The following is a 26,989-nucleotide window of genomic DNA, read 5'->3' on the forward strand; positions in this document are numbered from 1 at the left end:
CCCACCGTGTGACGGAAGGGCCGGGATGGGAGCGAACATCGGACAGGGCGGCCGGGGCGGGCCGGACGGCGCGGAGACCGCCGGCCTGGCGGACGTCATCGGCCGGATCCGCGAGGAGCTGGAAACGGCGCAGCGGGACGGCGAGCTGAGCCGGCTGCGGTTCCTGGTGGAACGCGTCAACGTGGAGTTCGCCGTACAGGTCCGCCGGGAGGGCTCGGGCCGCGGCGGTCTGCGGATCGGCGTGGTCACCGCGGAGGCCGGCGGCGGGCTCTCCCGGGAGAGCACCCACCGCATCGAGATCGAGCTCAAACCGCACGACCGGGACGCCCCGCCGGAAGGGCCGGGCATCAGCGTGGGCGGGCCTTCGTAGCGGGTCCGCGGCAGCGGTGGCCACCCGTACGGACGGGGCCCGGCGGCGCCGGTCCGGCGGCCGGGGTGGGCCGTCGGCGGTGTCCCACCGTGTTCGCGGCGCAACCCGTTCGACGGTCCCCGGGGTGCGGCCGGAGTGGTGGCGGGTGAGAGTCGTGTCAACAATCCCACTCCGATAGGAGAGATCATGCGTCGCACTGCGATAGCCGCCGCCGGCATCATCGCCGCCGGATTCCTCGCCGCCACCCCCGCGGCCGCCGCTCCCGCAGGTGGCGGGGGCAAGCACCTGCACCACCGCACCGCCAGCCACTATCACGCCACTCACGTGGAGGGTGTGAACGCCGGCGGACCGGACGGCGCCACCGTGGGTCAGGCCGACGTCGTCACGCACGACAAGGTCAGCGACCTCTACAAGCACAAGTACTACGTCCGCCACTGGGTGCGCTGACCACTCGCCGCCCGGGCCTCACCACGTTCCCCCGCCGCACCGGCCCGCAGCCCTTCGTGCCCTTCCCGGCGCGAAGGGCTGCGCCGTGCGTCCGGGGCGCAGCGGTGCAGGGATTCCACGGTCAGCAGCCCGGGCGCACCGGCGGGCGCCCCCGTGGGCGAGCGTACGGACAGCCCCGGGGCGGCCGGCCCGGTGCCGGGCAGGTGGACGGCGACCCGTGGGCATGCCGAGCGCACCCAGGCGCTGATCCGTGTGCTCTCGGTCGGCTGCCCGTCCCGCCCGGCGCGTGGCACCGCGGTGTCGTCGAGCAACGCGAAGCGCAGCCGTCCGGAGGCGACGAGCTTCTGGTACGCGGCCAGCGGGACGGAGGCGGACTCGTGCGTGAACCCGCCGAGCGGCAGCACCGGCAGTCCCGTCGCGGCGATGGCCTTCGAGCGCGCCCAGCCGCGGTCCGCGGACAGCAGGTACCGGGCGCCGCCGTTGTGCCGTCGTACGTAGGCGAGGAGGCGCTGTTGAGCGGGGGTCAGGCGGGACGTGAAGTAGGTGTCCACCTCGCCGTTGGGGCCTGCGAGGAAGGCGCCGGGCAGGGTGGCGGCGTACGGCGGCACACGGCCCGGACCGCGCGGCCCGGCCGCGGCGTCGAACGCCGAGCCCGCGTAACGGTGGTTCAGGACGGACAGCGACCAGGTGACCGGTGCGGCGAACATCGCGACACAGCCGGCGAGCAGCCCGGCCAGCGCCCTTCCCCGTACGGCAACGGCGCCGGGCCCGGGCACCGGCCCCGGACGGATGAGGACGAGCAGCGTCACCCCGGCGACCGCCGCCGCCGCGGCCACCGGCACCAGCCACGGCGCGAAACCGCGGTACGCGTGGGCGATGTACACCGCCCACGCCGCCTGGCAGCCGACAGCGGCGGGCAGCAGGAACCGGAACCACCCCCGGCCCGCCCGGTAAAGGCGCCACAGGGTCAGGACACCCGTCGCGGACAGCGCCACGAGGGCGGGCACGAGGACAGCCGTGTACGCGCGGTGCGGGACCGCGGTCAGGCTCAGCACCGCCGCTGTGACGAGCAGCCAGCATGCCCACATCAGGTAACCGCTGCGGAAGCGCCGGCCGCGCCGCACCGCCCCGCAGGCGAGCCCGGACACCGCCAGTGGGAAGAGCCAGCCGCACTGCGCCGCGAGGCCGGGGAGGAGCAGCTTGGCGCCGCTCTCCCGGGCCCCGGAGCCGAGGCGGCCGACGCCGTTGTAGCCGAAGACCATCGACAGCGCGCTGTTGTCCGTCGAGCCGTCCACGTACGGGCGGACATCCACCGGCGTCAACGTCATCATCAGCACCCAGGACAGGGACACCGCGCCCGTGACCGCCCCTGCGACCAGCAGGTGGCCGGCCCGCGTGCGCAGCCTGGCCGGTGCGGCGGCCCCGTACCCCAGGGCCAGTGCGGGCACGATCAGCCAGGCCTGCATCATCTTGGCCTGGAAGGCCAGCCCGACCCACACACCGGCCCATACCAGGGAGCGCAGCCGGGCGCCGCCGACTGCCTTCTGATAGCGGTCGACGGCCAGCAGCAGGCACATGAACAGGGCGGCGTCCGGGATCGCGTGACCGAACATGGAGGCGGTCACGGGCGTGAGCGTGAGCAGCCCGGCCGCCAGCAGCCCGGCCGCCGCGCCCTGCCAGCGTCGTACGACGCGGTACATGACGAGGACGGAGATGACGCCTTCGATGCACTGCGGCAGGGTCAGTGCCCAGGCGTGGAAGCCGAAGAGGCGGGCGGAGAGGGCCTGGGGCCAGAGGAAGCCGCCGATCTTGTCGAGGGTGATGGTGGCGGCGGGGTCGTAGGCCGTGAACAGGAAGGCTTTCCAGCTCTCGGTCATGCTGCGGGCGGCAACCGAGTAGTAGGGGGCCAGGCCGCTGCTGGTGATGTTCCAGGCGTACAGCAGGCCCGCCAGCGCGGCGATGCCGAGCAGCGCGGGCCGCGCCCAGCGGGGCTGGTCCTCGGGCGAACGCCAGAACTCCCGGCGGCGGCGCGGCCGTCCGCCCGGCAGCGACGCGGTACCCGAGAAGGCGGACACTGGCACGGGCGCTCCTGGGCGACGGAATCGCGGCGGGGCCGGCCGGGACGGCCGGGCCCACCGGTTTATTCCACGAAATCGGCTGCCGCGATCCCGCCCCCGCTCACCGGCGGCACCGTCACGCGGCGGCCCGGTGCTCCTCGTCCGTCTTCCGGGTGACCTCGGACCGCACGCGGGCCAGCGCCCGGCTGATCAGGCGCGAGACGTGCATCTGGGACAGGTTCAGTTCGGCGGCGATGGCGCTCTGCGTCATGTCCTTGAAGAACCGCAGGTACAGGATGTGGCGTTCGCGCTCGGGCAGCCGTGCCAGGGCAGGCTTGACCGCTTCGCGGTCCTCTATCAGCGAGAAGCGGCCGTCGGCCGAACCGAGGGTGTCCTTGAGCGTGTAGTCCTCGTTGTCGCCGCTGCGGTCCAGGGCCACGTCCAGCGACAGCGACCGGTAGGTCTCCAGCGCCTCCAGCCCCAGCACGACGTCGTCCTCCGCCAGCCGGGCGTGCCCGGCGATCTGCGCCACGGTCGGCGACCGCCCGTCCAGGGTGGTGCTCAGCTCGCGCACGGCCTTGCGGACCTTGTTGCGCAGCTCCTGGGTGCGCCGGGGCACGTGCACGTCCCAGGTGTGGTCGCGGAAGTGCCGCTTCAGCTCGCCCGTGATGGTGGGTATCGCGAACTGCTCGAAGGCGTCGGCACGCTCGGGGTCGAAGCGGTCCACCGCCTTGACCAGGCCGAGCGCGGCCACCTGCTTGAGGTCGTCGAGCTGCTCCCCGCGCTCGCGCAGCCGGACCGCCTGCCGGTGCGCCAGCGGCAGCCAGGCGGTGATCACCCGCTGCCGCAGCCGCTCCTTCTTGGGCCCGTCCGGCAGCCTGACCAGCAGCCGCATCTCCTCGGTGGTGTCGGGGTCCTCGACACGGCGCCCGTGGTGGCGCGCGATCATGGTGGTGGCCATCGCCGGCTCTCCTTAGACGCAGTTTGGGCGGTTCGCAGGCTCGTGAGTGGCCACTCACCGGAAGACGGCAGACTGGCCCCTCGTTACGGGGTGCCTGCGGTTCCGAAGCACTGACGCTCTTGTGTCCAGGCATCGGCGCCTCACACTCGGGCAGTGCGATTTTTTCCACCCGCCCTGCATCATCGGGCGAACGCCCTGGTCAGCCGGCCCGGCGGGGCGCTCATTCCTCCAGCACGACTTTCCCGAAGACCGTCGTGGTCAGCCCGAAGTGGTCCGCGTGGACGAGCCGCCGGGCCACCGGGCGGGTGGTGCCGTTCACGGTGAGGGTGGCGGTGGCCGTCGTCCGGTCGGTGAAATAGGTTTCCGACTCCTCGACGAGGAGCCGGTGGAGGGTGGCGGACGGGAAGCGGCCCGGTGGCGGGGTCAGGTCGCCGGTCCAGGCGAAGCCGGCGCCGCGGGGCGTGCAGACCAGTTCGATCGTGGCGTCGGTCGCCGTCCATTCGAGGTCGCCCGCCGAGCGGTGCCGCTGCTGCACGGTGGCGACGACGCGGCGGCTGGCGGCCATGCCCTCGCGCCCCGGCCCGGCGAACGCGCCGACGTCGTTGGCCGCCGCCGGACCGCTCAGCTCGATACGGATCCGGCCGTCCGCCGCCATCGCCGCGGTGACCGTACGGCCGGGCATCAGCTGTACGAACTCCCCGGTGACCACCTTCGACAGGTGGCAGGATTCGACGGCGTACGGCTGGTAGCGGACGAACGCCGGCCGCAGGCAGGGGAAGTAGGCGGGGCTGTCGGCGAGGTCGCCGAGGTCCACGTCGATGTCGCAGGACCACAGGCCCAGCCGCGCGTCGTAGTCGGGCGCGAAGGTCACCAGCGAGACCGCCGCGGGCGCGCCGCCGACGGTCTCGGCCAGGTGCCGGCCGGTGACGGCCCCGGCCGCGTTCGGGAAGTTGGCGGTGCGCAGCCGCGGCAGGACGGAGTCGTCCGCCCATACGGGGTCGATGCCGCAGCGGGTGACGAGTTCGGCCGGGAGGCTGCTGCCCGGGTCGAGGACGACGGCGAGGAGTTCGTCGTCCCCGGAGGTGAACCAGGGGCGGCGGAGGTAGACCCGGATGCCCGCGGTGCGGCGGGTGCGCGTGACCCGGTGCGCGTCGGTGTCCACCGTGCGTTCCCAGGTGACGGTGGGGACGACATGGCTGACCTCGGGCGGTTCCGGGCGCCGGGTGGCCGGGACCGGCCAGCCCCGTCCGGTGGGTCCCGGGGCGGCGGGCCCCCGGCTGGTGATCAGCTCGGGCCGGTCGGTGATCGCCGGGTGGAAGTACTCGCGGAAGCGGGTGGTCGCGGTCGGCGTGTAGGTGACGTTGCGGTGCCGGGTGTCGCGGAACTCGTGCCGTACGCCGCTGAAGGCGAGGGTGTCCCGGCGGGGGCCGGTGGTGAGGTCGCCGACGTGGTCATGGCCGGTCACCCGCCGTGGCGCGGGTTCCTTGACGTCGTCGTGCCACTCCTCCCAGGCCGCGTCGAGGTCGACGCGTCCGGTGCTCCTGGCGTGCAGCGACAGTGTGCCGGCGACGAGCGCGGAGGTCTCCCCGGCCGCACGGCTGAACCGCAGGTCCGCCAGGGACGGCGGGGCCAGCGGTTTCTCGACGGCGTGCACGAGGGTCAGTTCCGTCCACGGCGTGATCATCCAGTTCTCGCCGGCGGCCGAGGCCACCGTCAGTTCCCGCTGCTTCTCCGGGGTCAGGCGCGCCGGGTCGTGCCACAGGGGCGAGGCGGTCAGCAGCTGCCAGACGCGGAACAGCCGCAGGTCCTCCTCGGCGATCCGGCAGCTCATGCGGACGGTCACGACCTCCGCCTTCGGCACGTACACGGTCAGGACGCCGCCCGTCGGCGGGTCCGGCGGCCGGTCCCCTTCCACGATCCGCAGGCGCAACGGCCGCGCCTGGGGCCAGGTTCCGGTGAATTCGTACGTGCGGTGGGGTTCCGTACCCGTACCCGGCAGTCCCCGTAGGGCGATGCCGCGCGCGGGGACGTCGGGCAGGTACGGCAGCAGCAGTTGCGGGGCGTCGTGGACGACGTACTCGCCGGTGTGCAGGCCGCTGCCGCGTGCCACGGGCAGTTCGGTCAGCGGGGACGTGTCGTGCGGGCTGTGCTTGGCGACGTGGATCTCCCCGGTGGCCTTGAGGTCGCGGGTGACGCGCGGGTCCTCCGGGAGGCTGACCACCGTGTCGAGGTAGCTGCCCGCCTCGCGGGACGCGGCGGCGAAGTACTGGCGGCGCAGCGCTTCCGGTTTGCCGGGCCCGAAGACCGCGTCGTACACGCCGTGCTGCTCGGCCATCTGGAGCGAGCTCTTGGGCGGGCTCAGGTGCCGTTCGTCGTAGGCGCGGTAGCGGCGGTCGAGCCCGTCGGCGGGCGACACCTTCTCGTGGTCGGGGACCTCCCCGTTGCGCAGGCCGGCCCATTCCCTGGGCGACAGCGGCCGTCCGGAGTCGTCGATGGTGCTGCGGATGACCAGGTGCGGCTCCGACTCGCCTTCCAGGAACGGCCAGCTCGGCACGATCACGGGCGGTGGTACGGGTTCCCAGCGGGCGTAGGTGACGGGTTCGGTGGCGGTGCCCTCCACGGCGGGGGCGTCCGGGCCGAGGCTGTTGCCGGCGAGATCGACCAGCCGGGCGCGCAGCCGGTAGGTGCGGCCGTAGCGCAGGGCGGGCAGGGTGCCGGGGGCCGGCCGGAACGCGGCGGCGAGCGGGAAGCGGTCGGAGATCTCGGGGCCGGGCACCTGCGGCCGGTCGTCGGCGCCCAGGGTCCGGCCGGGCGGTGGCGCGGCCAGGCTCCAGCCGTGCCAGCCGAAGAGCGCCTGGTGGACGTAGAGCTGCCGGTCGGTGGTGCGGTCCCGGGTGACGGCGGACGCCTTGACGTGCCCTTCGTCGGGGGCCGCGGTGACCGGTACGGCCGGGGCGCCGGGCCGCCTGATGGCGTACTCCCCCGTGCGGGCGCACAGCGGGTACCAGGCGGTGACGCGCCCGGTCCGCTCGTCCGCCGCGCCGACGTCGACGCGCAGGCCGCGTACGAGGTGGGCGGCGTCCAGGACCGCGGCGGCGGCCGGTCTGCCGTCGGGGCCGACGCCGGCCGTGTGCCGGGCGTCCGCCTCCATCTGGTCGGCCAGGGCCCGGTCGCGGTCGTCGTGGACGACGGTCAGGCCCGCGCCGTGCAGGGCCGGCAGGGCGGTGGGGTCCGCGGCGACGGCGGCGCCCGGTTCGTTCGTGCCGCCGAGGTACTGGTCGAGGACGCGGGCGAACTCGACGAACTTCAGCGCCGCGCCGTCCAGGTCCAGGTCCGTGACGTGTACGTCGTCGGCGCCCAGCTTGAGCATCCGGTGGCCGTGGAAGCCGTCGTCGGCGGCGTACGGCTCGAAGCGCCGGCCCGGGACGTGGCGCAGCGCCGTCCAGGGACGCAGTGTCTCGTCGGCGTTCAGGTGGCCTTGGGCGGCGGTGAAGGTCACGCGGGCCTGCCACCGGTCGGCGAGCCCGGCCGGCGGGGTGACGAGCAGGTCCAGGGCCAGGCCGAAGCGGCGAAGGAGTTCGGGGTAGTCGGCGAGCAGGGCGCACGCGGTGTGGAAGTCGAAGTCCGGCCGCTCCGGCGGCGGTTCGGCGGCGGCCGCGGCCGGATCGCCTCCGGAAGCCGCCGGGCGCGGCGCGCGGTCGTAGAACCGGTACATCTCCGCGAGCCCGAGCAGCGCGCCGTCCTGTGCGTAAGCGTCCGCGGCGCGGTCCATGTGCCGGGGCCGGTACGGGTTCGGGTCCGCGGTGGCTCGCGGCCGTTCGCCGGCCGGCCGGGCGAGCAGCTGGTCCAGGCGTGGGTAGCCGGCGCTGACCTGGCCGGAGAACGTCCGGATGGCGGAGGTCAGTACGCCGTCGAGGTCGTTGCCCTGCGGGTGGTCCCAACTGCCGGCCGGGCCCGAGGAATATGCGGCCGTCGGTGCCGCGCCGTTCTCCTCGCCCCCGCCCGGCGGAGGCGCCACCCGGCGCGCCGCCGTCGCGCTCACCGCTGCCTCGTACAGCGCCGTGACCTGGTCGCGGACCGCGCCGGCCGGGAACGAGCGCAGGAGGGGCGGAAGTTCAGCGGCGGCGAAGGCACCGGCGGGCGCGCGGACCACCGTATCGGCCTTGAACAGTTCGCCCCACAGCACGCTGTCGGCCGGCGGGAACCCCCCCGTCCGGGCCGTGGTGGGGACGAGGACGCCGGGTCCGGTGGCGCCGGGCGCCAGGAACTCGATCTGGAGCGCGGGCGCGTACGTACGCAGGGTGCCCGGCCAGTCCAGGAAGCCGCGGAAGGCGTCCAGCCGGGTGCCGCCGGTGAGGCGGGGACTGACCAGTACCGTCAGCCGGAGCTTGCCGTCGGCGGCCGGGCCGTCGGGCAGTACGGTCCAGCGGATCGTCTCGGGCATGGCTCAGCTCACTTCCGCGAAGGCGGTGCAGTACTCGGTGACGGGATCGCGCCGGGCCCCGGTGACCGGGTCGGTGTAGGGCGCCATCATCTCGGCGAAGGTGGGGGGCCGCGGCGGCTCCCCGGCCGCCGCGCCGAGCGGGGCGGGGGCGGGCCCGGAGCCCACGAAGCGCTTCTCGCACTCGATGGTGACCGACTGCGACCAGAAGCCGATGTGCACGCTGACGGAGATCCTGGCGCGCCCGTAGACGGTGCCGGTCGCGGTGTCGAAGGTGAGGTCGAGGTAGATCTCGATGGAGGCGGAGACGATGCCGAGGACGTCGACCTCGCCGCGGGCGCGGAAGTAGCCGGTCAGCCGGGACTCACCGGTGGCCGGTTCCAGGCGGAAGTAGATGCCCGCCATGACCGACAGACTGCCGCTGGCCACCCCGAAGTCGAGCGAGACGGCCGCGCCGAATTCGAGGGCCGCTTCCAGTACGGCCACCCGCTTGGGCGTCAGCACGATGCCGAAGAACCCGCCGCCGCCGAGCAGCGAGACGGTGAGCCGGAACGGGGCCTGCCGGCTGCAGAAGGCGAAGCCGATCTCCAGTGACCTGCCGAGGAAGGGCAGGTCGAGATAGGCGTCCAGGCGCAGGTTCTCCAGGCTGAACACGCCGATGGCCAGGTTCGGCAGCGGCAGCCCGTACCGGGCGACGATGCCCGAGGGCGTGACCTGGACGCCGGGCGGATCGCTGAAGCCGTCCACCGGGATGAGCCGGCGCAGTGTCTGGACGAAGGAGAGCGGGCCGATGAAGTCGACGCTCTTGAGGACGACGTCGATGTCGGGTTTGCGTCCGGCCCGTGCGACGAAGCGGACGTGTTGGAAGCGGAGCCGCAGCGCGTTGAACTTCGGTACGAGGATCAGGGAGAAGTTCTCCAGGCTGCAGCTGATGTCGGCGCCGACGCTCAGGTCCCGGCGCAGGGAGCCGCGCAGGTCCACGACGAGGGACAGCCGCCCGTCGGCGTCGGGGAGGAAGACCGGCGAGCCGTCCAGGAGGACGGGCTGGAGGTCCGGGTTCCACTCCAGGCGCGCGTTGACGGTCTCGGGCAGCTTGAAGCCGTTGGCGGCGGCCTGTACGGCGTCGCGCAGCGCGACGACCTCCCCGGCGGCCCTGGTCCAGGTCGCGATCTGCTGCTGGACGCGGGTGAGCAGGGTGCGTACGCCCGGGTCCGTACCGGCGGGCAGGGTGTTGACCAGGTTCCCCAGCGCGGTGGCGAAGGCGCTGAAGGCGTCGTCCACCTGCCGCATCGTGATCGGCCCGGTGCGCCCGGCGAGCCCCTGGGCGACGAAGTCGGCGACGACGGTGGCGAACTTCTGCGCGGTGTCGGCGACCTGGCGGGCGGCCGGCGGGTAGCGGTCGAGTTCATGGGTGAGCAGGCCCCGGGCGCGGCCGAGATCGGAGAGGAAACCGGTGACCGCGCTGACCGTCTCGGTGAAGAAGTTGGGCACCTTCAGGGCCTTGCCCAGCCCGTCCACGCCCTTGATCACCTCGGCCAGCGGCACCACGCCCAGCAGACTGGGGCCGATCTCGTCGAGCACGTCCAGCGGGCGGAAGAACTCCTCCGGCTTGAAGGTGCCGTCGGCGATCCGGGCGAGCGGGTCCCGCCCGCCCGGTACCGGAACACCGGAGACCGGCCCGGTCAGGCGGGACAGGCCGGACACGATCATGCTGGGCGCGGTCAGGCCGCCGGACCGGTCGCGCTGCCCGCCGAAGTCCATCCGCAGCGGCTGGTCGGCGGGGGTGAGCAGGCTGAGGAAGACCTGTCCCGCGTTGGCCTTGCGGACCGGGCCGCCGACGGTGTCGAAGCCGGACAGGGCGTACCGCTTCGCGTAGCCGACCGGCACGGTGGCGTCCGCGCCGCTGAGCCGGCCGACGGCGGGCACGGTGGCCTGCGCCCAGCGCAGCTGCGGCAGGAACGGGGCGTTCTTCGAGACGGCGGGGTCGGCCGGCGCCGGATCGGCGAGCGCGGGCGGCGCCGCCATGCCCCACACCATCCGGGCCACGTCGAGCCGGGTGTCGTCGGGCCGGAGGACGGGCGCGAGCGCCACCGACTGGCCGAGCAGGTCGGCGCTGGCCTCGGGCGGGTGCTCGACCGCGACGGCGCCGGCCGCGACCGCCGGGTCGGGCGGATGGCGGTCCAGGGCGTTGTACTCGTCCACGGCCTCGGTGAGGCCGTCGCCGGTGGCCAGGGTCTCGTCGAGGAACCGCAGCGGCGTACGGAACTCCACCGTGTTCCCGCCGTGGTCGACCGCGGTGACCTTGAAGTGGAACGGCTGCTCGGCGGGCGTGGCGGGGAAGAACTTCCGCCGGTCGGCGGGCGGGACGAGGTCCGGTGTCTGCTGGGTGTCCAGCCGTACGCTGTTGAAGGGGAACAGCACGTTGGCCAGGTCGCTCGCGGGGTCCGGCCCGGCGGGCAGCGGGGTGTTCGGGTCGTACGTCTTCAACGGCTGCCGGACCACCACGAATTCGCGCTGGACGAGGTAGGCGCCGCGGGGGTCGTCGAACTTCCGCTCGGTGACGCGCACGTACACCGCCTTGTGCCCGAACGGGCACAGGAAGCCTTCGCGCATCACCCGGACGTACTGGTCGCGGCCCATCGAGGCGCGGTGGCGCCACTCGGAGAGCGAGACGCCGCGGGGCCGCCGCGGCCAGCTGCCGAGGCCGTCCAGCCAGCCGCCGGCCGCCGAGAGCATCAGCAGCCGTACCGCGACGGGCTGCGGGACGTACAGGGTGCCGTCGGGCGCGCGGAGTCCGGCGCCGGTGGTGAGGTCGACGATGTCCCGGCGGTCCTCCGGTTCCAGCGCCTGCCGGAACGCGTACGGCGCGCCGGGGTCGCCGCCGCGTTCCCGGTTCCAGACCGCGCGGACCGTCCCGGCGTCGAGCCGGGTGTGCCAGAGTTCGACGCGGGTGCCGGATCCGGGTTCCGGAAGCCGGTCCCGGTGGATCCACCGCGCCTGCTGGGCCGGGGACAGGTACAGCCGGTAGGGCAGTTCGATGCCGGTACGGGGGCGGGCGGGGTCGGCGAGCGGGTCCTGCGGGCCGGCTTCGGCGGCGAGCGGCGCCCCGGTTTCCGTACCGCCGGTGGGCACGCCCGCGGCCCGCAGGAGGGCGAGCGCGGTCTCCGGCCCGTGGCGGGCGGTGAGTTCCGCCGTCGTACGCAGCAGCCGCACCGAGGTCATGGCGCGGGCGGCGGCGTCCTGGCCGGCGCCCGGTGCCGCGAGCGACGGCACGCGCGTCGGGGCCGCGGCGGGTGTCTCCGGCGCCCGTGCGGCGTCCACGACGCGCAGCGGGAGCCGCCGCATGGCGTCGAGCAGGCCGTCCTCGGAGAAGGGCACCGAGTCCCGCGGCCCCACTTCGAAGACGAGGACGGTCCGGCCGCTGATGAGGGAGCCCACCGGAAGCTCGCGGGACTCCCCCGGCACCGCGTCGCTGAAGGCCTGCTCCACCGTGTGCTGCGGCCCGAAGGTGACGGTGATCCAGGCGTCCGCCTGCGGGTCCGCGCGCACCAGCCGTCCGCTCCCGCCGGATTCCTCGACCTTCAGCCCGGCGAAGCCGAACGACAGGTCCAGGAGATCGGTGCCGCGCAGCAACCGCAACGCCGCCGGAGTAGTCATGACGCCCCCTCCCCCACGCGCCGGCCGGGCCTTCCCGGCCGGCGCGCAACCTCCTACCACCTATCTCCAACAGCGCATCCGCACCAGACGGTACGGAGGATTCCAACGCTCCGATTTGTGTTCGAACGCCGTTCCGTTCAGCTCCAGACCCGGCGCTCCTGGCTGCGGGGGTCGTCGATCCGGACCCACTCGGCGTCGATGCGCATCGTTGCCCGGCGCTCGTTGTCGTACGGATCCCAGCCGGGGTCGCCGGTCCTGGCGAACCGGACCCAGGTCGCGTGCGTACGTGCCGCGAGGTCCGCGGGCGGCTCGTCGGGGCCGATCAGGGCGTTGTGCCCGCGCAGTCGGGGCAGGTGCGCGAGGTCGAAGACGAAGGGCAGCTCGACCGTGTGGGCGGCGCCCAGCTCCCCGTCGAGGGCGTGGGAGCGCCAGGCGAATTCGTAGCGGAAGGTGCCGGACCCGGGGTGGGCGGCATGGGCGTCGGCCAGGGCCCGGCTGCCCGCGCCGAACAGCGCGTCGCCCAGGATGGCGGACCGCAGCTCGCCGAAGGACGCCCCGGGGCGTGCCGTTCGGTAGGCCGCGACGAGCCGCGCGGGGTCCGGGTGGGAGTGCGCCGCCGCGTCGTGGACGTCCCCGGCGGTCGAGGTGGCGTACTGGTTCACCGGGACCAGGTAGAGGTTCCCTTCCTCGGCGTTGGTCCCGACGAGCAGATCGACGCCCGCGCCGGACCCGGCGGCGACCGATGCGGCGGGCTGGGTGTCGAGGACGAGGCTGAAGGGGCTGAGGCCGACCAGTGGGTCGCGGTGCGTCGCGGTCCGCAGGTCGATGCCCGCGAGCCGGGAGGCGGTCGCGACCAGGTCGGCGTCGGGGAGGCCGGCGAAGGCGTCGGCGTGCGGCTCGACGCCCAGGTCCGCGGCGGCGGCCCGGGTGACGCGGGCGGCCTGCTCGGCCGTGAACGCGCCCAGACCGCTGCCGCTCTGGACGATCGCCCGGCGGAAGAGACCCGCGGCCTCAGGAGCGGCGAGGACCCCGCCGACGATGGTCGCCCCGGCCGACTGGCCGAAGAGGGTGACGCTGTGCGGGTCGCCGCCGAAGGCGGCGATGTTCTCCCGCACCCAGCGCAGGGCGGCGACGACGTCGAGCAGGCCGCGGTTGGCGGGCGCGCCGGGGAGGTCGAGGAATCCGGCGATGCCGAGCCGGTAGTTCAGGGTGACGAGGACGACGCCGTCGCGGGCGAAGGCGGAGCCGTCGTACAGCGCGGACCGCGTCGATCCGGCGGCGAATGCGCCGCCGTGGACGAACACCATGACGGGCCGGCCGCCGCCGGTGGCGGGCGTCCAGACGTTGACGGTGAGATAGTCCTCGCCACGGCTCCAGCCGGGTCCGAAGTAGGGGGACATGTCCACGCTGCCGAGTTGACGCTCGGACTGCGGCGCGCTGGGTCCCGGCACGGTGGCGTCCCGTACGCCGTCCCACGGCTCGTGCGGCCGGGGCGGCGCGAACCGGCCGGCGCCGCGGGGAGGGGCGGCGTAGGGAATGTTCAGGAACACAGCGGTGCCGTCCTGGCGCAGGCCGCGGACGGCTCCTTGCGCGGTGGTCACGACGGGGTCCAGGTGGTGGTGCACAGTACTGCCTCTCCGCGGGTCTCAGCCCTGCTCGGTGTACGGGGCGAAGGGCGCCCAGCCCTTGATGGCGAACTTCTCTCCGTCGCGTGTCACTTCCACCGCGCCGTGACCGCCCAGGTGCGCGGGGATCACGAGCGCGTTGTTGTCGGCCGCCCAGCCCAGCACCTTGCGGCGGGTGGCACGGGCGCCTGCGGGGTCCTCGCAGAAGCAGCTGTTGGCGTCCGGTTCGAGGATCTGCACAGGGGTGTGCAGCAGGTCGCCGACGAACACCGCGCGGTCCGTCCCGGAGGTGAGGGTCAGGACGGAGGAGCCGGGGGTGTGGCCGGGGGCCGCGTCCAGGCGGAGGGAGGCGTCGATCCGGTGGCTGTTCTCCCACAGCAGCGTCTGGCCGGCCCGGTGCACCGGGGCCACGCTGTCCTCGAAGACATTCTGGTTGCCCCGGCCGAGCAACGGCCGGTGGCCGTTCTCCGGATTCCAGAAGTCGAAGTCGTCCTTGGGCATCAGATAGGTGGCGTTGGGAAAGACCGGAACCCAGCTGCGCCCGTCCAGATAGGTGTTCCAGCCGACGTGATCGACGTGCAGATGGGTGTTGATCACGATGTCCACGTCCTCGGGACGGACACCGGCCCGGGCGAGCCGGGCCAGGAAATCCGTTTCGAGGTGGCTCCACACCGGCGAGTACGGGCGCTCCTTGTGATTGCCCACGCCGGTGTCGACGAGAATGGTCCGGCCCTCGCTGCGCAGCAGCCAGGTCTGGATCGCCGAATGCACGATCCCCGTCGCGGAATTCAGGAAATGCGGGGCCAGCCAGGAAGCGCCGTCGTCCCACACGTCCTTCGGGCTCTCCGGGAAAAAGGTCGCAGGTGTCATGTCGACGGGGCCGAAATATTCCCACACCCGGGTGATGGTGACATTGCCGAGCGTTATCTGATCCATGAGTGTCCCTGGGAATTCGGAGGTGTTTCCCGAACCGTACGAACGGCCCCAGCACGCGCGGTATCCGTCAGGTGACTGCACCTGCGCACACGGGGACCGGGCGCCGGAACGGGCCGCTTGTAGCCTGGGCGGGCAGCAGCAAGGCGGCTCCGGCAGAAGAGCCACGATTCCTGGAGACTCCGTGGGCGGGCACACAGACGACCTCGGGGCGGGCCCGGGACCACATCCGGAAGAGCCCATCGTGGGCCGGGACGCGGAATTGGAGCGTCTCTTCCATGCGGTGGATACGGCGTCGGCCGACCCGGTTCTGCTGCTGGCCGGTGATGTGGGCACGGGAAAAAGCGCGCTGCTGGACCGCGCGGTGCGCAGAGCCGAAGCCGGTGGCACGCGCGTCTTGCGCGCCGTGGGGAGCGAGTCGGAGTCAAGCCTGGCGTTCTCCGCACTGCATCAGCTGCTGCGGCCGGTACGGGCCGAGGTGAACGCGCTCCCGGAAAGGCAGCGCGCAGCGCTGCGGGACGCCTTCGGCGCGGGACCGGTGACGCCCCGCCAGTCGGGCGCGCCCGACCCGATGCTGACCGGCGTCGCCGTCCTGAGCCTGCTGTCCGCCCTGGGCGACCGGTGCCCCGTGCTCGTGGCGCTGGACGACGCCCAGTGGTGCGACCGTGCTTCTCTGGACGCCCTGTCCTTCGCCGCCAGACGGCTGGCCGGTGAACCGGTCACGATGCTGATCACGGCCCGCGACGGCGGTCAGCTCCCGGGGTTCGGCCGGGACGTCCCGGTTCTCACCCTGGGGCCGCTCGACGACGCCGCGGCCCACCGGCTGCTGGATCTCCAGCCGGCCGGCCCCACCGGCCGCGTCAGGACGCAGATCCTCGCCCAGGCCGGCGGCAACCCGCTGGCCCTGGCCGAACTGGCGAGGGCGGCCGGCGCCCGCACCCCGGCCGCGGGGCTCTCGTTCGCTGGTCCGCTCCCGCTCACCGACCGCCTGGAGCGGATCTTCGCCGCCCGTCTGCACGGCCTCCCCGCCTCCACCGCGCGGGCCCTGCTCCTCCTGGCCGCCATGGACAGCGCCGACTCCGCGGCCGTCGTCCCGTCCGGGCTGCCGCACCCCGAGGACGCGGTCTGGCTGCCCGCCGAGCAGGCCGCGCTGGTCCGGCGGACCGGCCAGGACGTCCGGTTCCGCCACCCGCTGGTCCGGTCCGCCGTGTACCACGCCGCGCCCCCGGACGCCCGGCGCGAGGCGCACCGCGCGCTCGCCGGGATGCTGCGGGACGCACCGGACCGCCGCGCCTGGCACCTGGCCGCCGCCTGCCCGGGCCCGGATGCGGCCGTGTCGGCGGAGCTGGAGCGGACCGCCGACCGCGCCCGCCGGCGGGGCGGCCACGCGGCGGCGGCCGAGGCCCTGCGGCGCGCCGCGGAACTCGCGCCGGGGCGTGAGGACGGCGCCCGGCTGCTGGTCGAGGCCGCCCGGCAAGCCGTGTTCACCGGGGACCTCGCCCGGGTCGAGGAGCTGGCCGCCGCGGTACGTACGCGCACCGACGACGCGTCGCTGCTGACCGCTGCCGCCGCACAGGCCGCGAAGCTGGCGGTGCTGACCGTACGGCACACCGTGGTGTTCGCCCGGCTGGCGCACGCCGCCGAGCAGTTGGCGCTCTCCCGGCCCGCCGTCGCACTGGACCTGCTGGCCGGTGCCGCCGTGATCCGCTTCTACTCCGGAGAGGACGGCCAGCAGCACCGCATCCAGGAGATCCTGCGGCGCCTTCCCGAGGACGACGCTCACGCGAGCATGCGCACCTGGGTACAGGCCGTGTCGGACCCCTTCGACGACCGGCGCGAACTCGTCTCACAGCTCCCGCGGCTGGAGGCCGAGGCGGAGACCCGGCCGGAGCGGCTCATCACCGTCGGGATCATGGCGTGGCTCCTGGACGAAACCCCGCGGGCCGTGCGCGCCTTCGACGAGGCGTTCGGCCGCTGGGAACTGCACGGCCCGCTGCCGGAGGGACTGGGCGGCGCGGTCGCCTGGGCCTATGTGGAACGAGGGAGGTGGGGGCAGGCGCGGGAATCCTGTGCCCGCATCACCGCGGTCGGCCGGGCCGCCGGCCTCGACCACGCGGTGGCCTGTGCGGCCGCGGTGGACGCCACCGTACTGGCCTTCGAGGGCGATGTGCCGGCGGCCCGGGCACGGGCCGCCGACGCGCTCGCCCTGATCGATCCGCTGGAAAGCCGCTCGGTCGCCGTCTACGCCCGCCGTGCGCTCGGTGCCGCGTCGGCCGCCGAGGGCGCGTACGAGAGCGCGTACGCCCACCTCCGTATGGTCTTCACGGCGGACGGCGCGCCCGTGCACTACCACGCCTCCTACCCGGCGCTCGCGGACCTGGCCGCCGCCGCTGTGCGCAGCGGGCAACGTGCCGAAGCCACCGCGATCGTCGAACGTTCGGCCCGTGCGCTGGCGGACGGTACGTCGCCCCGCCTGCGTGCGGTGCTGAGCCGGGCCCGTGGCCTGCTGGCGGCCCCCGGCGCCGCCGAGCCGCACTTCCGGGCGGCCCTGGCGGACCCGGTCCTGGAGCACTGGCCGTTCGAACGCGCCCAGACCCTGCTGGACCTCGCCGAGTGGCTGCGGCGCCGCCGCCGTATCGCGGAGGCGCGCGGTCCGCTCACCGAAGCCCTGGAGACCTTCCGGCGGCTGGGCGCCCGCCCGTGGATCGAGCGCGCCCGGGCCGAAGCACGCGCCGCCGGCCTCGAGGTCATGGACTCGGCTCCGGACGCGCTCGCCGCGCTCTCCCCGCAACAGCAGCAGATCATCAGGCTGGCCGCCCGCGGGCTGAGCAACCGTGAGATCGGCGAGCGGCTCTTCCTGTCCCCGCGCACGGTCGGCTCACACCTCTACCGCAGCTTCCCCAAGCTGGGCGTCACCGCCCGCTCCCAACTGCGCGACCTGATCGAGGCGAGCGCCGCCCCGGCCTGTTACCAGGAATGAGCGGCACCGCGGCCCGAAATGGGTGATCTGTACGCGTCTGCCCTCTCCCCGCCATTGATTACGCCCACGAAAACGGGCTGCCAAACAATGTCCGGTGCGGTGGAGTGGGGATGACCGCGCGTGCGGACGACGGGCGGACGGGCACCCCCACGGGGGTGGGGTGCCCGGCGCCGGGCACCGGCCTCCGTCAGGTCAGCCGCATGCCGTTGGCCGTGACGACCACGTCGTAGGCGCCCTTCAGGCCGCCCTCGCCCACGTAGCACCGGTATCCGGTGGGCTTGTCGAGCGGGACCAGGCGCACCTTGGGGACCTTGTCGCAGCGCAGCGACTTGGCCGCCTTGTCCCCGTAGATCCCGTACTGCTTCCACGCCCGGGCCCGTACGCCTTCGTCGGTGACCACACCGCCCCGGGTCGGGGTGGCGGTGTACTGCATCAGGATGAAGCCGCCCTTGGTCTCGACGCGGAAGGGCACGTCGATGCCCAGGTACTTGACGGTGCACGTGAACTTCTGCGGCTTGTCGCCGACTTCGGCGGTGTCGCAGGTGCTGGTGACCTGCTGCGGCACCCCGCCGCCCATGGACAGGACCCGGCTTTCGACGTCGTACTTGATCTGGTCCAGCACCGGCGCCTTCTTGCCGGGCGCGGGGTGCTGTGGCGCGGCCGTCCCGGACGGCGGTGCCGTCGGGCTCGGCACGGGCGTGCCGTTGGTGAGCAGCGGGTCCGGTGACGACCCGCAGGCACTTGCCGCCGCGGCCACCAGGGCCACCGTCGCCGCCGTACGTATCCACTTGTTGCGCTGCACTGCTCTTCCCCGTTTCCCCGTTGGGTGTTGATCATCAAGCGTCGGCCGGCGGGGTTGCCCGCCGAACGCCCGATCATAGGGTTCGCCGCCGGAAGCGGACCGAGGGGGTCCGGAAGCCGGTGTCGGCGGAAGGGGAGCGTCCTCTGCCGGACGGCATAGGCGCCCCCGGTCCCGGCCTCCCGTTCCGCCGATCGGCAGATGTTCCCAGCCACCCGCCCGGCCGCAGGCTGGAGCGACACCGGCGGACACCGCTGCCGGGCGGGAGGGAGGACGGATCAGCATGGCTGTGCCGACGAGCACCGAACCACTGGACGCGGAGGGGAGCGCCGGTCCGCGCCGACGGGACCACGGTGGCGGACGGCGGGGGCCGCGGTCTCCCGGGTGGGCCGGGTGGCCGGGTCGGGCGAAGTGGACCGGACCGGCCCAGTGGTTCCCATGGGCCGGCCGGCTGGCTGCGCTGTGGTCCCTGGCGTACGGAGCCGCCGGGCTCTACTGGGCGCTCGGCGGCGGGAGTTACCCGTTCGCGGCCACCATCGCCGACCGCTCCTCGGCGTCACTGCTGGAACCGAGCCGCGCGGACGTGGTGGGGTACGCCATCGCCGCGGTCGGCGCGGCCGGTACGGTCGCCGGGCTGCTGATGGCCCGCGGCCGGATCCGGGGCCGGGCACGCGGGTGGCTGCTCGGCTTCGGCTGGGCCATGGCCGGCGCCCTGGCGCTGCTGATCCCCGACTATTCGCCGCTCGGACTGCTGGTCTTCGCGCCGCTGCTGGTGGTGTTCGCGTTCACCGGCATACCGGGCCCGCAGGACGGGGTGGGGGACGTCCTGTACTGGCACCGGGGCAATCTCCTCATCGTGTTCCTGGGCGGGCTGTTGTGGGCCCTCGCGACGCTGGCCTACCAGCGGCGCACCGGAGGCAGGTGCGTGCGCTGCGGCCGCGGCCGGCACACCCCGTCGCGGTGGACCACTCCGGAAGCGGCGCGCCGGTGGGGCCGCTGGGCGGTGTATGCGGCCGTCGTCTCGACCCTGCCGTACGACGTGACCCGGATCGCCTGGTACTTCGACCGGCCCCTGGGCATCTCCGACGCGTTTCTGGCGGACATGCGGAACACGCCGGGCATGCTGGAGATCGGGCTCGGACTGGCTGCGGCCTCGGCCCTCGGTGGACTGCTCACGCACGGTCTGACCAGCCGCTGGGGCGAGGTGTGGCCGCGCTGGGTGTGGTGGAAGGCGGGCCGGCCGGTCCGGCCGGCGACGGCGCTCGTGCCCGCGGTCACCGTGGCCCTGGTGCTCGTCCCGGGCGGGCTGATGAACATCCGGAACTTCGACCCCGGCATGTGGGGCACGAACGGCCCGGGGATGCTGTGGACCGTGTGGGGCGTGGCCCTGGGGGCGGCGGCTCTCGCGTACCACTTCCGCCGCCGGGGACGGTGCCGGCGCTGTGGACGGGGCTGAAGCCGTGGGTGCGGGTGAGGTCGTGGGCGCGCGCCCCGAGAGGCGCGGCTCAGCCCGACCGGGCCAGCCGGAATCCGAGGTCGTCGATGCGCAGCGTCGGGTGGCTCTTGCGGCGGCACGCCGCACGGCAGCCGCGGGGCAGGTCCAGCCAGCCGCCGCCGCGGAACGTGCGGTACGGGCCGTAGACGTGGGGGTCGTAGACGTCCCAGCACCACTCCCACACGTTGCCGATCATGTCGTGCAGGCCCCAGGCGTTGGGCGCCTTGGCCCCGACGTCATGCACCTCGCCGCCGGCGTTGTCCCGGTACCAGGCGATCTCGTCCAGTTCCCCGTACCGGACGCCGGAGGTCCCGGCCCGGCACGCGTACTCCCACTCCGCCTCGGTCGGGAGCCGGTATCCGTCGGCCCGCCAGTCACACACCACGTCCCGCGCGTCGGGGTCCGTACCCATCGCATAGCAGGGCTGCCGCCCCGTCGTACGGGAGAGCAGGTTGCAGAACCGTACGGCGTCCAGCCAGGAAACGTCGGTCACCGGTGTCCGCGGCCCCGCCGGCCCGGCGGGCGCCGCGCCGAGCACACTGCGGTACAGCTCGCGGGTCACCGGGTAGGGCGCCAGCCGGAAGGCCGCGACCTCGGCCCGCCGCTCCGTCTTCGCGGCCTCGTCCCGGAGGACGACCTGGCCCGCCGGTATCGCGGTCAGGGGCCCGGCCGCCGGCCGGTGCGGGGGCATATCGAGTGTCGTCACACGGGGTGTTCTACCGGATCGGGGGCGGCCGGGAAGGTCCTGCCCGGACGAGGGCCTTGGGGCGTACGGGGCGTGCCGTACAGCCGTCATGTAAACGTCATCCGCGGACACAGTGCGGTCATGTCACGGGCGCGGACGGCCGTGCCGGACGGCGCGCGACATGGGCCGTTCCGCCGGTGCTCCGCACGGCACCCGAGCCGTATGGGCCGAATGGGGTACGGCAGGGCCGCGGAGCGCGGCTCGGCGGGTGTAGGCCGGCGGCCGGAGGGTTACCCATTCCGTACCCCGGCGCGGTCCGCCGGGGAGTTTCTTCGAGGTGAGGGCCTCCGATGTCACTGTTGTCCGGTGTGCCCGGTCTGTCGGGCCTTCGGGTGCCCCATGTGCCGGGGCTGCGGGTGCCGAAGCCGTCGCTGCCGCTGCCCGGCCCGGTGGTGCGGGGCGTACGGGCGGGCGCCCGCGGGGCTCTGGAGCTGGCCTGGCAGATGGCGGGGGTGCCGAGCCGGGCGGTGTGGTCGCGGCCGGGGCGCTGCTACATCGCGGTGCACGGGGTGCAGACGGCGGGCGGCGAGCGGGTCGCACGGCGGGTGGAACGGGTCCTGGAGCAGCGGCCGGGCGTGGAGTGGGCGCGGGTGAACAGCCCCTCCGGGCGGGTGGCGATCGCGCTGGGGCCGGAGGCGCCCCCGCAGCGCGAGCTGATCGCGCTGGTGGCGGCGGCCGAGGCGGGCGACACGGACGGGGAATGCGAGGAGCACGGTGAGTGGTGCCAGGAGCCGCACCACCCGTGTGAAGGGCCACGCACCCGCCAGTCGATGACGGCGCTGGCCGCCGACGCGGTGGGGCTGGGCATCGCCACCCTGACCCGCCTGGCCCCGTGGGCCCCGTTGCCCGCCGAGGTGGGCTCGCTGACGGGACTGCTGGAGCACCACCCCCGGCTGCGTGCGTGGGCGACGCGGAGCCTGGCCGGTCCGGAGCGGGCCGAGTCGCTGTTGCCGGCGGTCAACGCGCTGGCGCAGGGCGTGGCCTCCCGGGGCGGCGGGCTGATGCTGGACGTGGTGCAGCGGGTGGCCCAGTGGCGGGAGGCCGGAGCGTACAAGGACGCCTGGGAAGCCGCCGAACCGCAGCTGGTGCGCGGTCCGCAGGACGCCGCCGCCGAGCCGATCGTCGTCGAGCGGCCGGTGCCGGTACCGAAGGACTCACTGGACCGGTACACCGAGCGGTCGCTGGCCGCCGGGATCGCGGCCGGGGCGGCGGCGGTGCCGTTCGCCGGGCCGCGCCGCGGGCTGGCCGTGGCGCTGGCGGGCATGCCGAAGGCGCCGGAGGCCGGACGGGAAGGGTTCGCCACCACCCTGGGCCGGTTCCTGGCGCTGCGCGGCGCGGTGGCCATGGACCGGGGTGTGCTGCGCCGGCTCGGCCAGGTGGACTGCGTGGTGCTGGACGAGACGGCGCTGCGCGGCGACCGCTACGACCTCGCCGACCTGGAGCTGCTGACGGACGCGGCCCCGGACGGGGCCACCACCCACCTGTTCGAACTGTTCGACGCCGACGAGCCGTTGGAGACCCGGCGGACGGCGGACGGCTGGGCTCTCGGCCCGCTGGCGGACCTGCCCGGCGCGGCGGACGGCGCAACGGACGGCCAGGCGGACGACCAGCCGGACGGCGGCCACGGCGCCGCGAACCGGGAGACCGCGAGCCAGGACGCCGCGCGCCGGCTGCGCCGGAAGGGCTGCGACCACGTGCTGGGCCTGGCGCAGAACGGGCAACTGCGCGCCGTGGCCGGGCTGGTGGCGCAGACCGCGCCGGGCGCCCAGGCCGTGGCGGCGGCCGCGCGCCGCGCCGGGGCGCGGATCGTGCTGGCCACCGACCGGCCGGACGCGGACCGCGGATACGCCGACGCCGTCCTGCCGGGCGGCAAGCGGCTGGTGGCGTCCGTGCGGGAACTCCAGGGCGACGGCGCGGTGGTGCTGCTCGTCTCGGGCAACCGCCGGGCGCTGGGCGCCGCCGACTGCGGCATCGGCGTGCACCGCAGGGGCAAGGCACCCGCCTGGGGCGCGCACCTCCTGGTCGGCGGCGATCTGAGTACGGCCGGGCTGATCGTGGACGCGGTGGCGGTGGCGGCGCAGGTGGACCGGGAAAGCGCGATGCTGGCCGCGGGCGGCAGCGGAGTGGGGGCCGTCGCCGCCGTACAGGCCCGTCCGTACCGTGCCACCCGGCGCGCCTCGGCGGCCGGGCACACCGCCGGGTCCGCCGCCTTCTGCCTCGGTGCCTGGCGGGCCCGGCAGTTGCTGGCCCGCCCGCCGACGCCGCCCGCCCAGAGCACACCGTGGCACCTGATGCCGGTCCCCCGGGTGCTGGAGCGCCTGTCGGCGACGCCGGACGGGCTGTCGTCGCGCGAGGCCACGGCCCGTTCGTCGCCCTCGCGGCGCACCGGCGGCGCGCGGCGCACCGGCCTGGGTGCCGCGTTCGTCGAGGAGCTGGCCAACCCGCTCACCCCGGTGCTCGCGGCGGGCGCGGCACTGTCCGCCGCCGTCGGGTCGCGCACCGACGCCGCGCTCGTGGCCGCCATCACCGGCACCTCCGCTCTCGTCGGCGGGGTGCAGCGGGTGCGGACGGAAGGGGCGCTGGCCGAACTGTTCGAACGCTCCGCGGTCACCGCCCGGGTCCGGCGGGACGGCGACGAACAGCAGGTCGCCGCCGGTGAGCTGGTCCCCGGGGACGTCGTCCTGCTGGGCACCGACGACGTGGTGCCGGCCGACTGCCGGCTGCTGGCCGCCGAGGGCCTGGAGGTGGACGAGTCGTCGCTGACCGGCGAGTCCCTGCCGGTGGCCAAGGACCCCGCACCGGTGGTGGCGGCACAGCTCGCGGACCGGCGCTCGATGCTGTACGAGGGGACGACGGTGGCCGCGGGCCGGGCCACGGCCGTGGTCGTCGCCACCGGAGCGGCCACCGAGGTCGGGCGCAGCCTGGCCACCGCCCGGCAGGCGGCGCCCACGGCGGGCGTGGAGAAGCGGCTGGCGTCGCTGACCAGGGCGAGCCTGCCGATCGCGCTCGGCTCGGCCGCCGCCGTGGCCGGGGCCGGGCTGCTGCACGGCCGGCGCCTGCACCACACGCTGGCCTCGGCGGTGAACCTGGCGGTCGCCTCGGTCCCCGAGGGGCTGCCGTTCCTGGTCAGCGCGGCCCAACTGGCCGCCGCCCGGCGCCTGGCCGAGCACGGGGCGCTGGTGCGCAACCCCCGGACGATCGAGGCGCTCGGCCGCGCCGACGTGCTGTGTTTCGACAAGACCGGCACGCTCACCGAAGGCACGCTGGAGCTGGCGGAGGTCAGCGACGGCGAACGGGCGCTGCCCGCGGGCCGGTTGGACGGCACCCGCAAAAGAGTGCTCGCCGCCGCCCTGCGCGCCACCCCGTCGACACATTCCGCCGAGCCGCTGGCGCACCAGACCGACCGGGCCGTGGCGTCCGGGGCCCGCCGGCAGCACGTCACCGTGACCGACGGCGCCCCCGGCTGGCGCCGTACCGACGACCTGCCGTTCGAACCGTCCCGCGCCTACCACGCCACCTCCGGGCAGTCCTCGCACGGCGCGCTGCTCAGCGTGAAGGGCGCCCCCGAGAACGTGCTGGAGCGCTGCGCCCGGCGCCGTACCGGCGACGCGGCCGACCGCTCGCTCGACGCCGGGGAACGGGCCCGCCTGACCGCGACCGCCGAGAAACTGGCCGGCGCGGGCCGCCGGGTCCTGGCGGTGGCCGAACGCCCGCTGGAAGCCGGCGAACAGGTCACCGAGGAGGCCGTGGACGGGCTGGTCCTGCTCGGCTTCCTCACCCTGTCCGACCCGGTACGGGCCGGGGCGCCGCCCGCCGCCGAGCGACTGCGCGAGGCCGGGGTGCAGATCGTCATGCTCACCGGCGACCACCCGGCCACCGCCGACGCGATCGCCTCCACCATCAACCAGGGCGCCGCCCAACGGGTGTGCAACGCCGCTGACCTGGACGAGCTGGACGACGACGCGCTGGGCGAGCTGCTGCCCCGGGTCGACGTGATCGCCCGGTGCAGCCCGCACCACAAGGTCCGCATCGTGCAGGCGTACCAGCGCATCGGCCGGGTGGTGGCGATGACGGGCGACGGCGCCAACGACGCACCCGCCATCCGGCTCGCGGACATCGGCATCGCACTGGGCCGCCGGGGCACCCCGGCGGCCACCGCCGCCGCCGACCTCGTCGTCAGCGACGACCGGCTGGAGACGATCATCGCCGCGCTGATGGAGGGCCGCGCGATGTGGACCTCGGTGCGCGCCGCGCTCGCCATCCTCATCGGCGGCAACCTCGGCGAGATCGGCTTCAGTGTGCTCGCCGCCGGCCTCACCGGCCGGGCCCCGCTGACCGCCCGGCAGATCATGCTGGTCAACCTGCTCACCGACCTGGCACCGGCGCTGGCCATCGCGGTCCGCGAACCGCCCGGCGACGGCGGCGAACGCCTGCTGCGGGAGGGCCCCGACCGCTCCCTGGGCACCGCGCTCACCCGGGAACTGCTGCTGCGCGGCTTCACCACGACCCTCGGCGCGACTCTGGCCTGGGGCGCGGCCCGGCTCACCGGCCGGCGCCGCCGCGCGGGCACCGTCGCGCTGGCCGCGGTGGTCGGCACCCAGCTCGCCCAGACGGTGATCACCGGCGGCCCGGACCGCAAGGTGCTGCTCGCGGGCCTGGGGTCGGCCGCGGTGCTGGCGGCGGTCATCCAGACGCCGGGCGTCAGCCGCTTCTTCGGCTGCACCCCGATGGGGCCGATGGCCTGGGGCATCACCCTGGGGGCCATCGTCTCGGCCACCCTCCTGGGCATGGCGCTCACCCCTCTCGTACGGCGGCTGCTGCTCACACGGCCGGAGGGCGGGGACGAGCGCACGGCGGCGGACTGACCGGCGGGCGGACGGACCGTGGGCCCGCCCGCGCCGACCGCCGCGGCTCAGCCGAAGTCGTAGTCGAAGGTGTACGGGACGGACGGCTTGCCCTGCTCCGCCGTGAACGCGCCGGTGCCGCGCAGTCCGGCCAGCTCCCCGGTGGCCGAGCCCGGTACGACCTCGAAGGTGCAGTGCACGCTTCCCCGGTCGTCGAAATGACCGCGCTCCTCCACGGCGAACGTGCCCCGCCGTCCGTCCACGCCGCCCTCCAGCAGTTCCATGCCGGTGAACGTGCCGGTCGTCTCCGTGACGTAGACGATGGTGTACTCGCAGGTCGTGTCCGCTGCCTCGATGCCGCCGGAGAAGGCGTTGGTGACGGCGGCGCGCGCGAGGCGCGGGTACGTGCCGTCCGGGCGGCCCCCGAGGACCCGCTCGTTCCAGTCGGCGAACGTGAACTGCCCGGTGGTCTGTGTGCGGGCGGCGCTGGTCTGCGAAGACACGGTGGTCCTTCCGGTCGGCGCCGCGGCGTGGTGCGCGCGGCTGTCGATCAGGAGTCTGACCGCCGTACCTGACACCTCCTGTCAGGTACGGCGCGACAATGACCGCATGCGTGCCGACCGTCTGCTCTCCCTCCTCCTGCTGCTCCAGAACCGCGGCCGGATGACCGCCGCCGAACTGGCCGCCGAACTGGAGGTGTCCCCGCACACGGTCTACCGGGACGTCGAGGCGCTCGGCGCGGCGGGCGTCCCGGTCCGCTCCGAGCGCGGCCCGGACGGCGGCTACTCGCTCATGGACGGCTACCGCACCCGGCTGACCGGACTGTCCGACGCCGAGGCGGAGTCGCTGTTCCTCGCGGGCGTACCGGGGGCCGCCCGCGAACTGGGCCTGGGCGCGGTCCTGGCGACGGCCCAGCTCAAACTCCAGGCCGCGCTCCCGCCCGTCCTGGCGGACCGGGCCCGCCGTCTCCAGGACCGCTTCCACCTGGACGCCCCCGCCTGGTTCCGGAACGCCGACCCGGTCCCCCACCTGGCGTCCGTGGCCCGCGCCGTGTGGGAACAGCGCACGCTGCGCGTCCACTACGGGGCCTGGTCCGGCGCGGTGCACCGGGAGCTGCACCCGCTCGGCCTCGTCCTCAAGGGCGGCATCTGGTACGTGGTCGCCTCCCCCGCCACCCGGACGGACGACGGCACACCGCACCCCCGCACGTACCGCATCTCCCGCCTGATATCCGCCGAATTGACGAGCACGCCCTTCGAACGGCCGGCCGGCTTCGACCTGGCCGCCTGCTGGGCGGAATCCTCCCGCCGCCTGGAGTCCAGGCTCCACCAGGGAACAGCCCGACTGCGCGTCTCTCCCCGTGCCCAGCGCCTGCTGCCCATGCAGTTCGGCACCGCCGGCACCCAGGCCCTGGAATCCGCCGGTCCGCCGGACGACCAGGGCTGGGTCCACGTGGACCTTCCGGTCGAGTCCCCGGCCGTAGCGGTCGGCGACCTCCTCCGGCTCGGCACGGAGGCCGAGGTCCTGGGCCCGCCGGAACTCCGCGCGGCGGTCGCCCGGACGGCGGCGGAGCTGGCGGAACGGTACGGGATGCCGTCCCGGGGTGCCCTCACGTCCGGTTGAGGGCCGAGGCAC

At 74.5% G+C, this 26,989-nt stretch carries 15 protein-coding genes; 6 read left to right on the forward strand and 9 right to left on the reverse strand.

All coding sequences use genetic code 11. The annotated features are described in order from the left end of the window. The first annotated feature begins 25 nt into the window (after positions 1–25). Both ACH4FX_RS29370 and ACH4FX_RS29375 read left to right on the forward strand, forming a co-directional pair. A complete protein-coding gene (locus tag ACH4FX_RS29370) occupies positions 26–370 on the forward strand; it encodes a trypco2 family protein (RefSeq protein WP_398483960.1) in 345 nt (114 codons plus the stop codon). Positions 371–556: 186 nt separating this feature from the next. After that, positions 557–817 (forward strand): hypothetical protein, encoded by a 261-nt coding sequence (locus tag ACH4FX_RS29375; RefSeq protein ID WP_398483961.1) that lies wholly within the window; start codon positions 557–559, stop codon positions 815–817. On the opposite strand, the gene ACH4FX_RS29380 is transcribed toward ACH4FX_RS29375, so the two are convergent. The 6 genes from ACH4FX_RS29380 to ACH4FX_RS29405 all read right to left on the reverse strand — a co-directional run bounded on the left by ACH4FX_RS29380 (position 793) and on the right by ACH4FX_RS29405 (position 14,494). Further along, on the reverse strand, positions 793–2,898 hold the full coding sequence (locus ACH4FX_RS29380; protein ID WP_398483963.1) for an ArnT family glycosyltransferase: 2,106 nt from the start codon (positions 2,896–2,898) through the stop codon (positions 793–795). The genes ACH4FX_RS29375 and ACH4FX_RS29380 overlap by 25 nt on opposite strands. A gap of 112 nt (positions 2,899–3,010) precedes the next feature. Continuing rightward, entirely contained in the window at positions 3,011–3,835 is an 825-nt protein-coding gene (locus tag ACH4FX_RS29385) for a SigB/SigF/SigG family RNA polymerase sigma factor (protein WP_398483965.1), read from the reverse strand. 220 nt (positions 3,836–4,055) lie between these two features. Further along, a complete protein-coding gene (locus ACH4FX_RS29390) occupies positions 4,056–8,279 on the reverse strand; it encodes a hypothetical protein (protein WP_398483967.1) in 4,224 nt (1,407 codons plus the stop codon). Between the two features lie 3 nt (positions 8,280–8,282). Further along, entirely contained in the window at positions 8,283–11,933 is a 3,651-nt protein-coding gene (locus ACH4FX_RS29395; RefSeq protein WP_398483969.1) for a hypothetical protein, read from the reverse strand. A gap of 137 nt (positions 11,934–12,070) precedes the next feature. Beyond that, entirely contained in the window at positions 12,071–13,558 is a 1,488-nt protein-coding gene (locus tag ACH4FX_RS29400) for a carboxylesterase/lipase family protein (protein WP_398483971.1), read from the reverse strand. A gap of 21 nt (positions 13,559–13,579) precedes the next feature. Beyond that, the gene (locus tag ACH4FX_RS29405) at positions 13,580–14,494 is read right to left on the reverse strand and encodes an MBL fold metallo-hydrolase (RefSeq protein WP_398483972.1); all 915 of its coding nucleotides are present in this window, start codon (positions 14,492–14,494) and stop codon (positions 13,580–13,582) included. A 181-nt stretch (positions 14,495–14,675) separates the two neighbouring features. On the opposite strand from ACH4FX_RS29405, the gene ACH4FX_RS29410 reads away from it, so the two are divergent. Continuing rightward, positions 14,676–17,471, forward strand: a complete 2,796-nt coding sequence (locus tag ACH4FX_RS29410; RefSeq protein WP_398483974.1) for an AAA family ATPase — start codon at positions 14,676–14,678, stop codon at positions 17,469–17,471. Between the two features lie 187 nt (positions 17,472–17,658). Here the strand turns inward: ACH4FX_RS29410 and ACH4FX_RS29415 are convergent, their stop codons facing one another. Then, positions 17,659–18,273 (reverse strand): hypothetical protein, encoded by a 615-nt coding sequence (locus ACH4FX_RS29415; RefSeq protein WP_398483976.1) that lies wholly within the window; start codon positions 18,271–18,273, stop codon positions 17,659–17,661. 280 nt (positions 18,274–18,553) lie between these two features. Here ACH4FX_RS29415 and ACH4FX_RS29420 point away from each other — a divergent pair, with 280 nt between their 5' ends. After that, positions 18,554–19,726, forward strand: coding sequence for an NYN domain-containing protein (locus tag ACH4FX_RS29420; protein ID WP_398483978.1), 1,173 nt, complete (start codon positions 18,554–18,556; stop codon positions 19,724–19,726). A 49-nt stretch (positions 19,727–19,775) separates the two neighbouring features. Here the strand turns inward: ACH4FX_RS29420 and ACH4FX_RS29425 are convergent, their stop codons facing one another. After that, positions 19,776–20,456 (reverse strand): formylglycine-generating enzyme family protein, encoded by a 681-nt coding sequence (locus ACH4FX_RS29425; RefSeq protein ID WP_398484010.1) that lies wholly within the window; start codon positions 20,454–20,456, stop codon positions 19,776–19,778. 344 nt (positions 20,457–20,800) lie between these two features. Here ACH4FX_RS29425 and ACH4FX_RS29430 point away from each other — a divergent pair, with 344 nt between their 5' ends. Beyond that, positions 20,801–25,375 (forward strand): HAD-IC family P-type ATPase, encoded by a 4,575-nt coding sequence (locus ACH4FX_RS29430; RefSeq protein WP_398483980.1) that lies wholly within the window; start codon positions 20,801–20,803, stop codon positions 25,373–25,375. A 47-nt stretch (positions 25,376–25,422) separates the two neighbouring features. On the opposite strand, the gene ACH4FX_RS29435 is transcribed toward ACH4FX_RS29430, so the two are convergent. Further along, positions 25,423–25,857 (reverse strand): DUF3224 domain-containing protein, encoded by a 435-nt coding sequence (locus ACH4FX_RS29435; protein ID WP_398483981.1) that lies wholly within the window; start codon positions 25,855–25,857, stop codon positions 25,423–25,425. A gap of 106 nt (positions 25,858–25,963) precedes the next feature. Here ACH4FX_RS29435 and ACH4FX_RS29440 point away from each other — a divergent pair, with 106 nt between their 5' ends. Further along, positions 25,964–26,977 (forward strand): helix-turn-helix transcriptional regulator, encoded by a 1,014-nt coding sequence (locus ACH4FX_RS29440; RefSeq protein WP_398483983.1) that lies wholly within the window; start codon positions 25,964–25,966, stop codon positions 26,975–26,977. Positions 26,978–26,989 lie beyond the last annotated feature (12 nt).

Source organism: Streptomyces sp. NPDC018019 (assembly GCF_044327805.1).
Lineage (GTDB): Bacteria > Actinomycetota > Actinomycetes > Streptomycetales > Streptomycetaceae > Streptomyces.

Excerpts from the sequence above, each read along its gene's own strand:
- ACH4FX_RS29420 (WP_398483978.1), top strand. The coding sequence starts at position 18,554 with ATGGCTGTGCCGACGAGCACCGAACCACTGGACGCGGAGGGGAGCGCC.
- ACH4FX_RS29390 (WP_398483967.1), bottom strand. The coding sequence starts at position 8,279 with ATGCCCGAGACGATCCGCTGGACCGTACTGCCCGACGGCCCGGCCGCC.
- ACH4FX_RS29395 (WP_398483969.1), bottom strand. The coding sequence starts at position 11,933 with ATGACTACTCCGGCGGCGTTGCGGTTGCTGCGCGGCACCGATCTCCTG.
- ACH4FX_RS29385 (WP_398483965.1), bottom strand. The coding sequence starts at position 3,835 with ATGGCCACCACCATGATCGCGCGCCACCACGGGCGCCGTGTCGAGGAC.
- ACH4FX_RS29375 (WP_398483961.1), top strand. The coding sequence starts at position 557 with ATGCGTCGCACTGCGATAGCCGCCGCCGGCATCATCGCCGCCGGATTC.
- ACH4FX_RS29430 (WP_398483980.1), top strand. The coding sequence starts at position 20,801 with ATGTCACTGTTGTCCGGTGTGCCCGGTCTGTCGGGCCTTCGGGTGCCC.
- ACH4FX_RS29405 (WP_398483972.1), bottom strand. The coding sequence starts at position 14,494 with ATGGATCAGATAACGCTCGGCAATGTCACCATCACCCGGGTGTGGGAA.
- ACH4FX_RS29425 (WP_398484010.1), bottom strand. The coding sequence starts at position 20,456 with ATGCCCCCGCACCGGCCGGCGGCCGGGCCCCTGACCGCGATACCGGCG.
- ACH4FX_RS29370 (WP_398483960.1), top strand. The coding sequence starts at position 26 with ATGGGAGCGAACATCGGACAGGGCGGCCGGGGCGGGCCGGACGGCGCG.
- ACH4FX_RS29440 (WP_398483983.1), top strand. The coding sequence starts at position 25,964 with ATGCGTGCCGACCGTCTGCTCTCCCTCCTCCTGCTGCTCCAGAACCGC.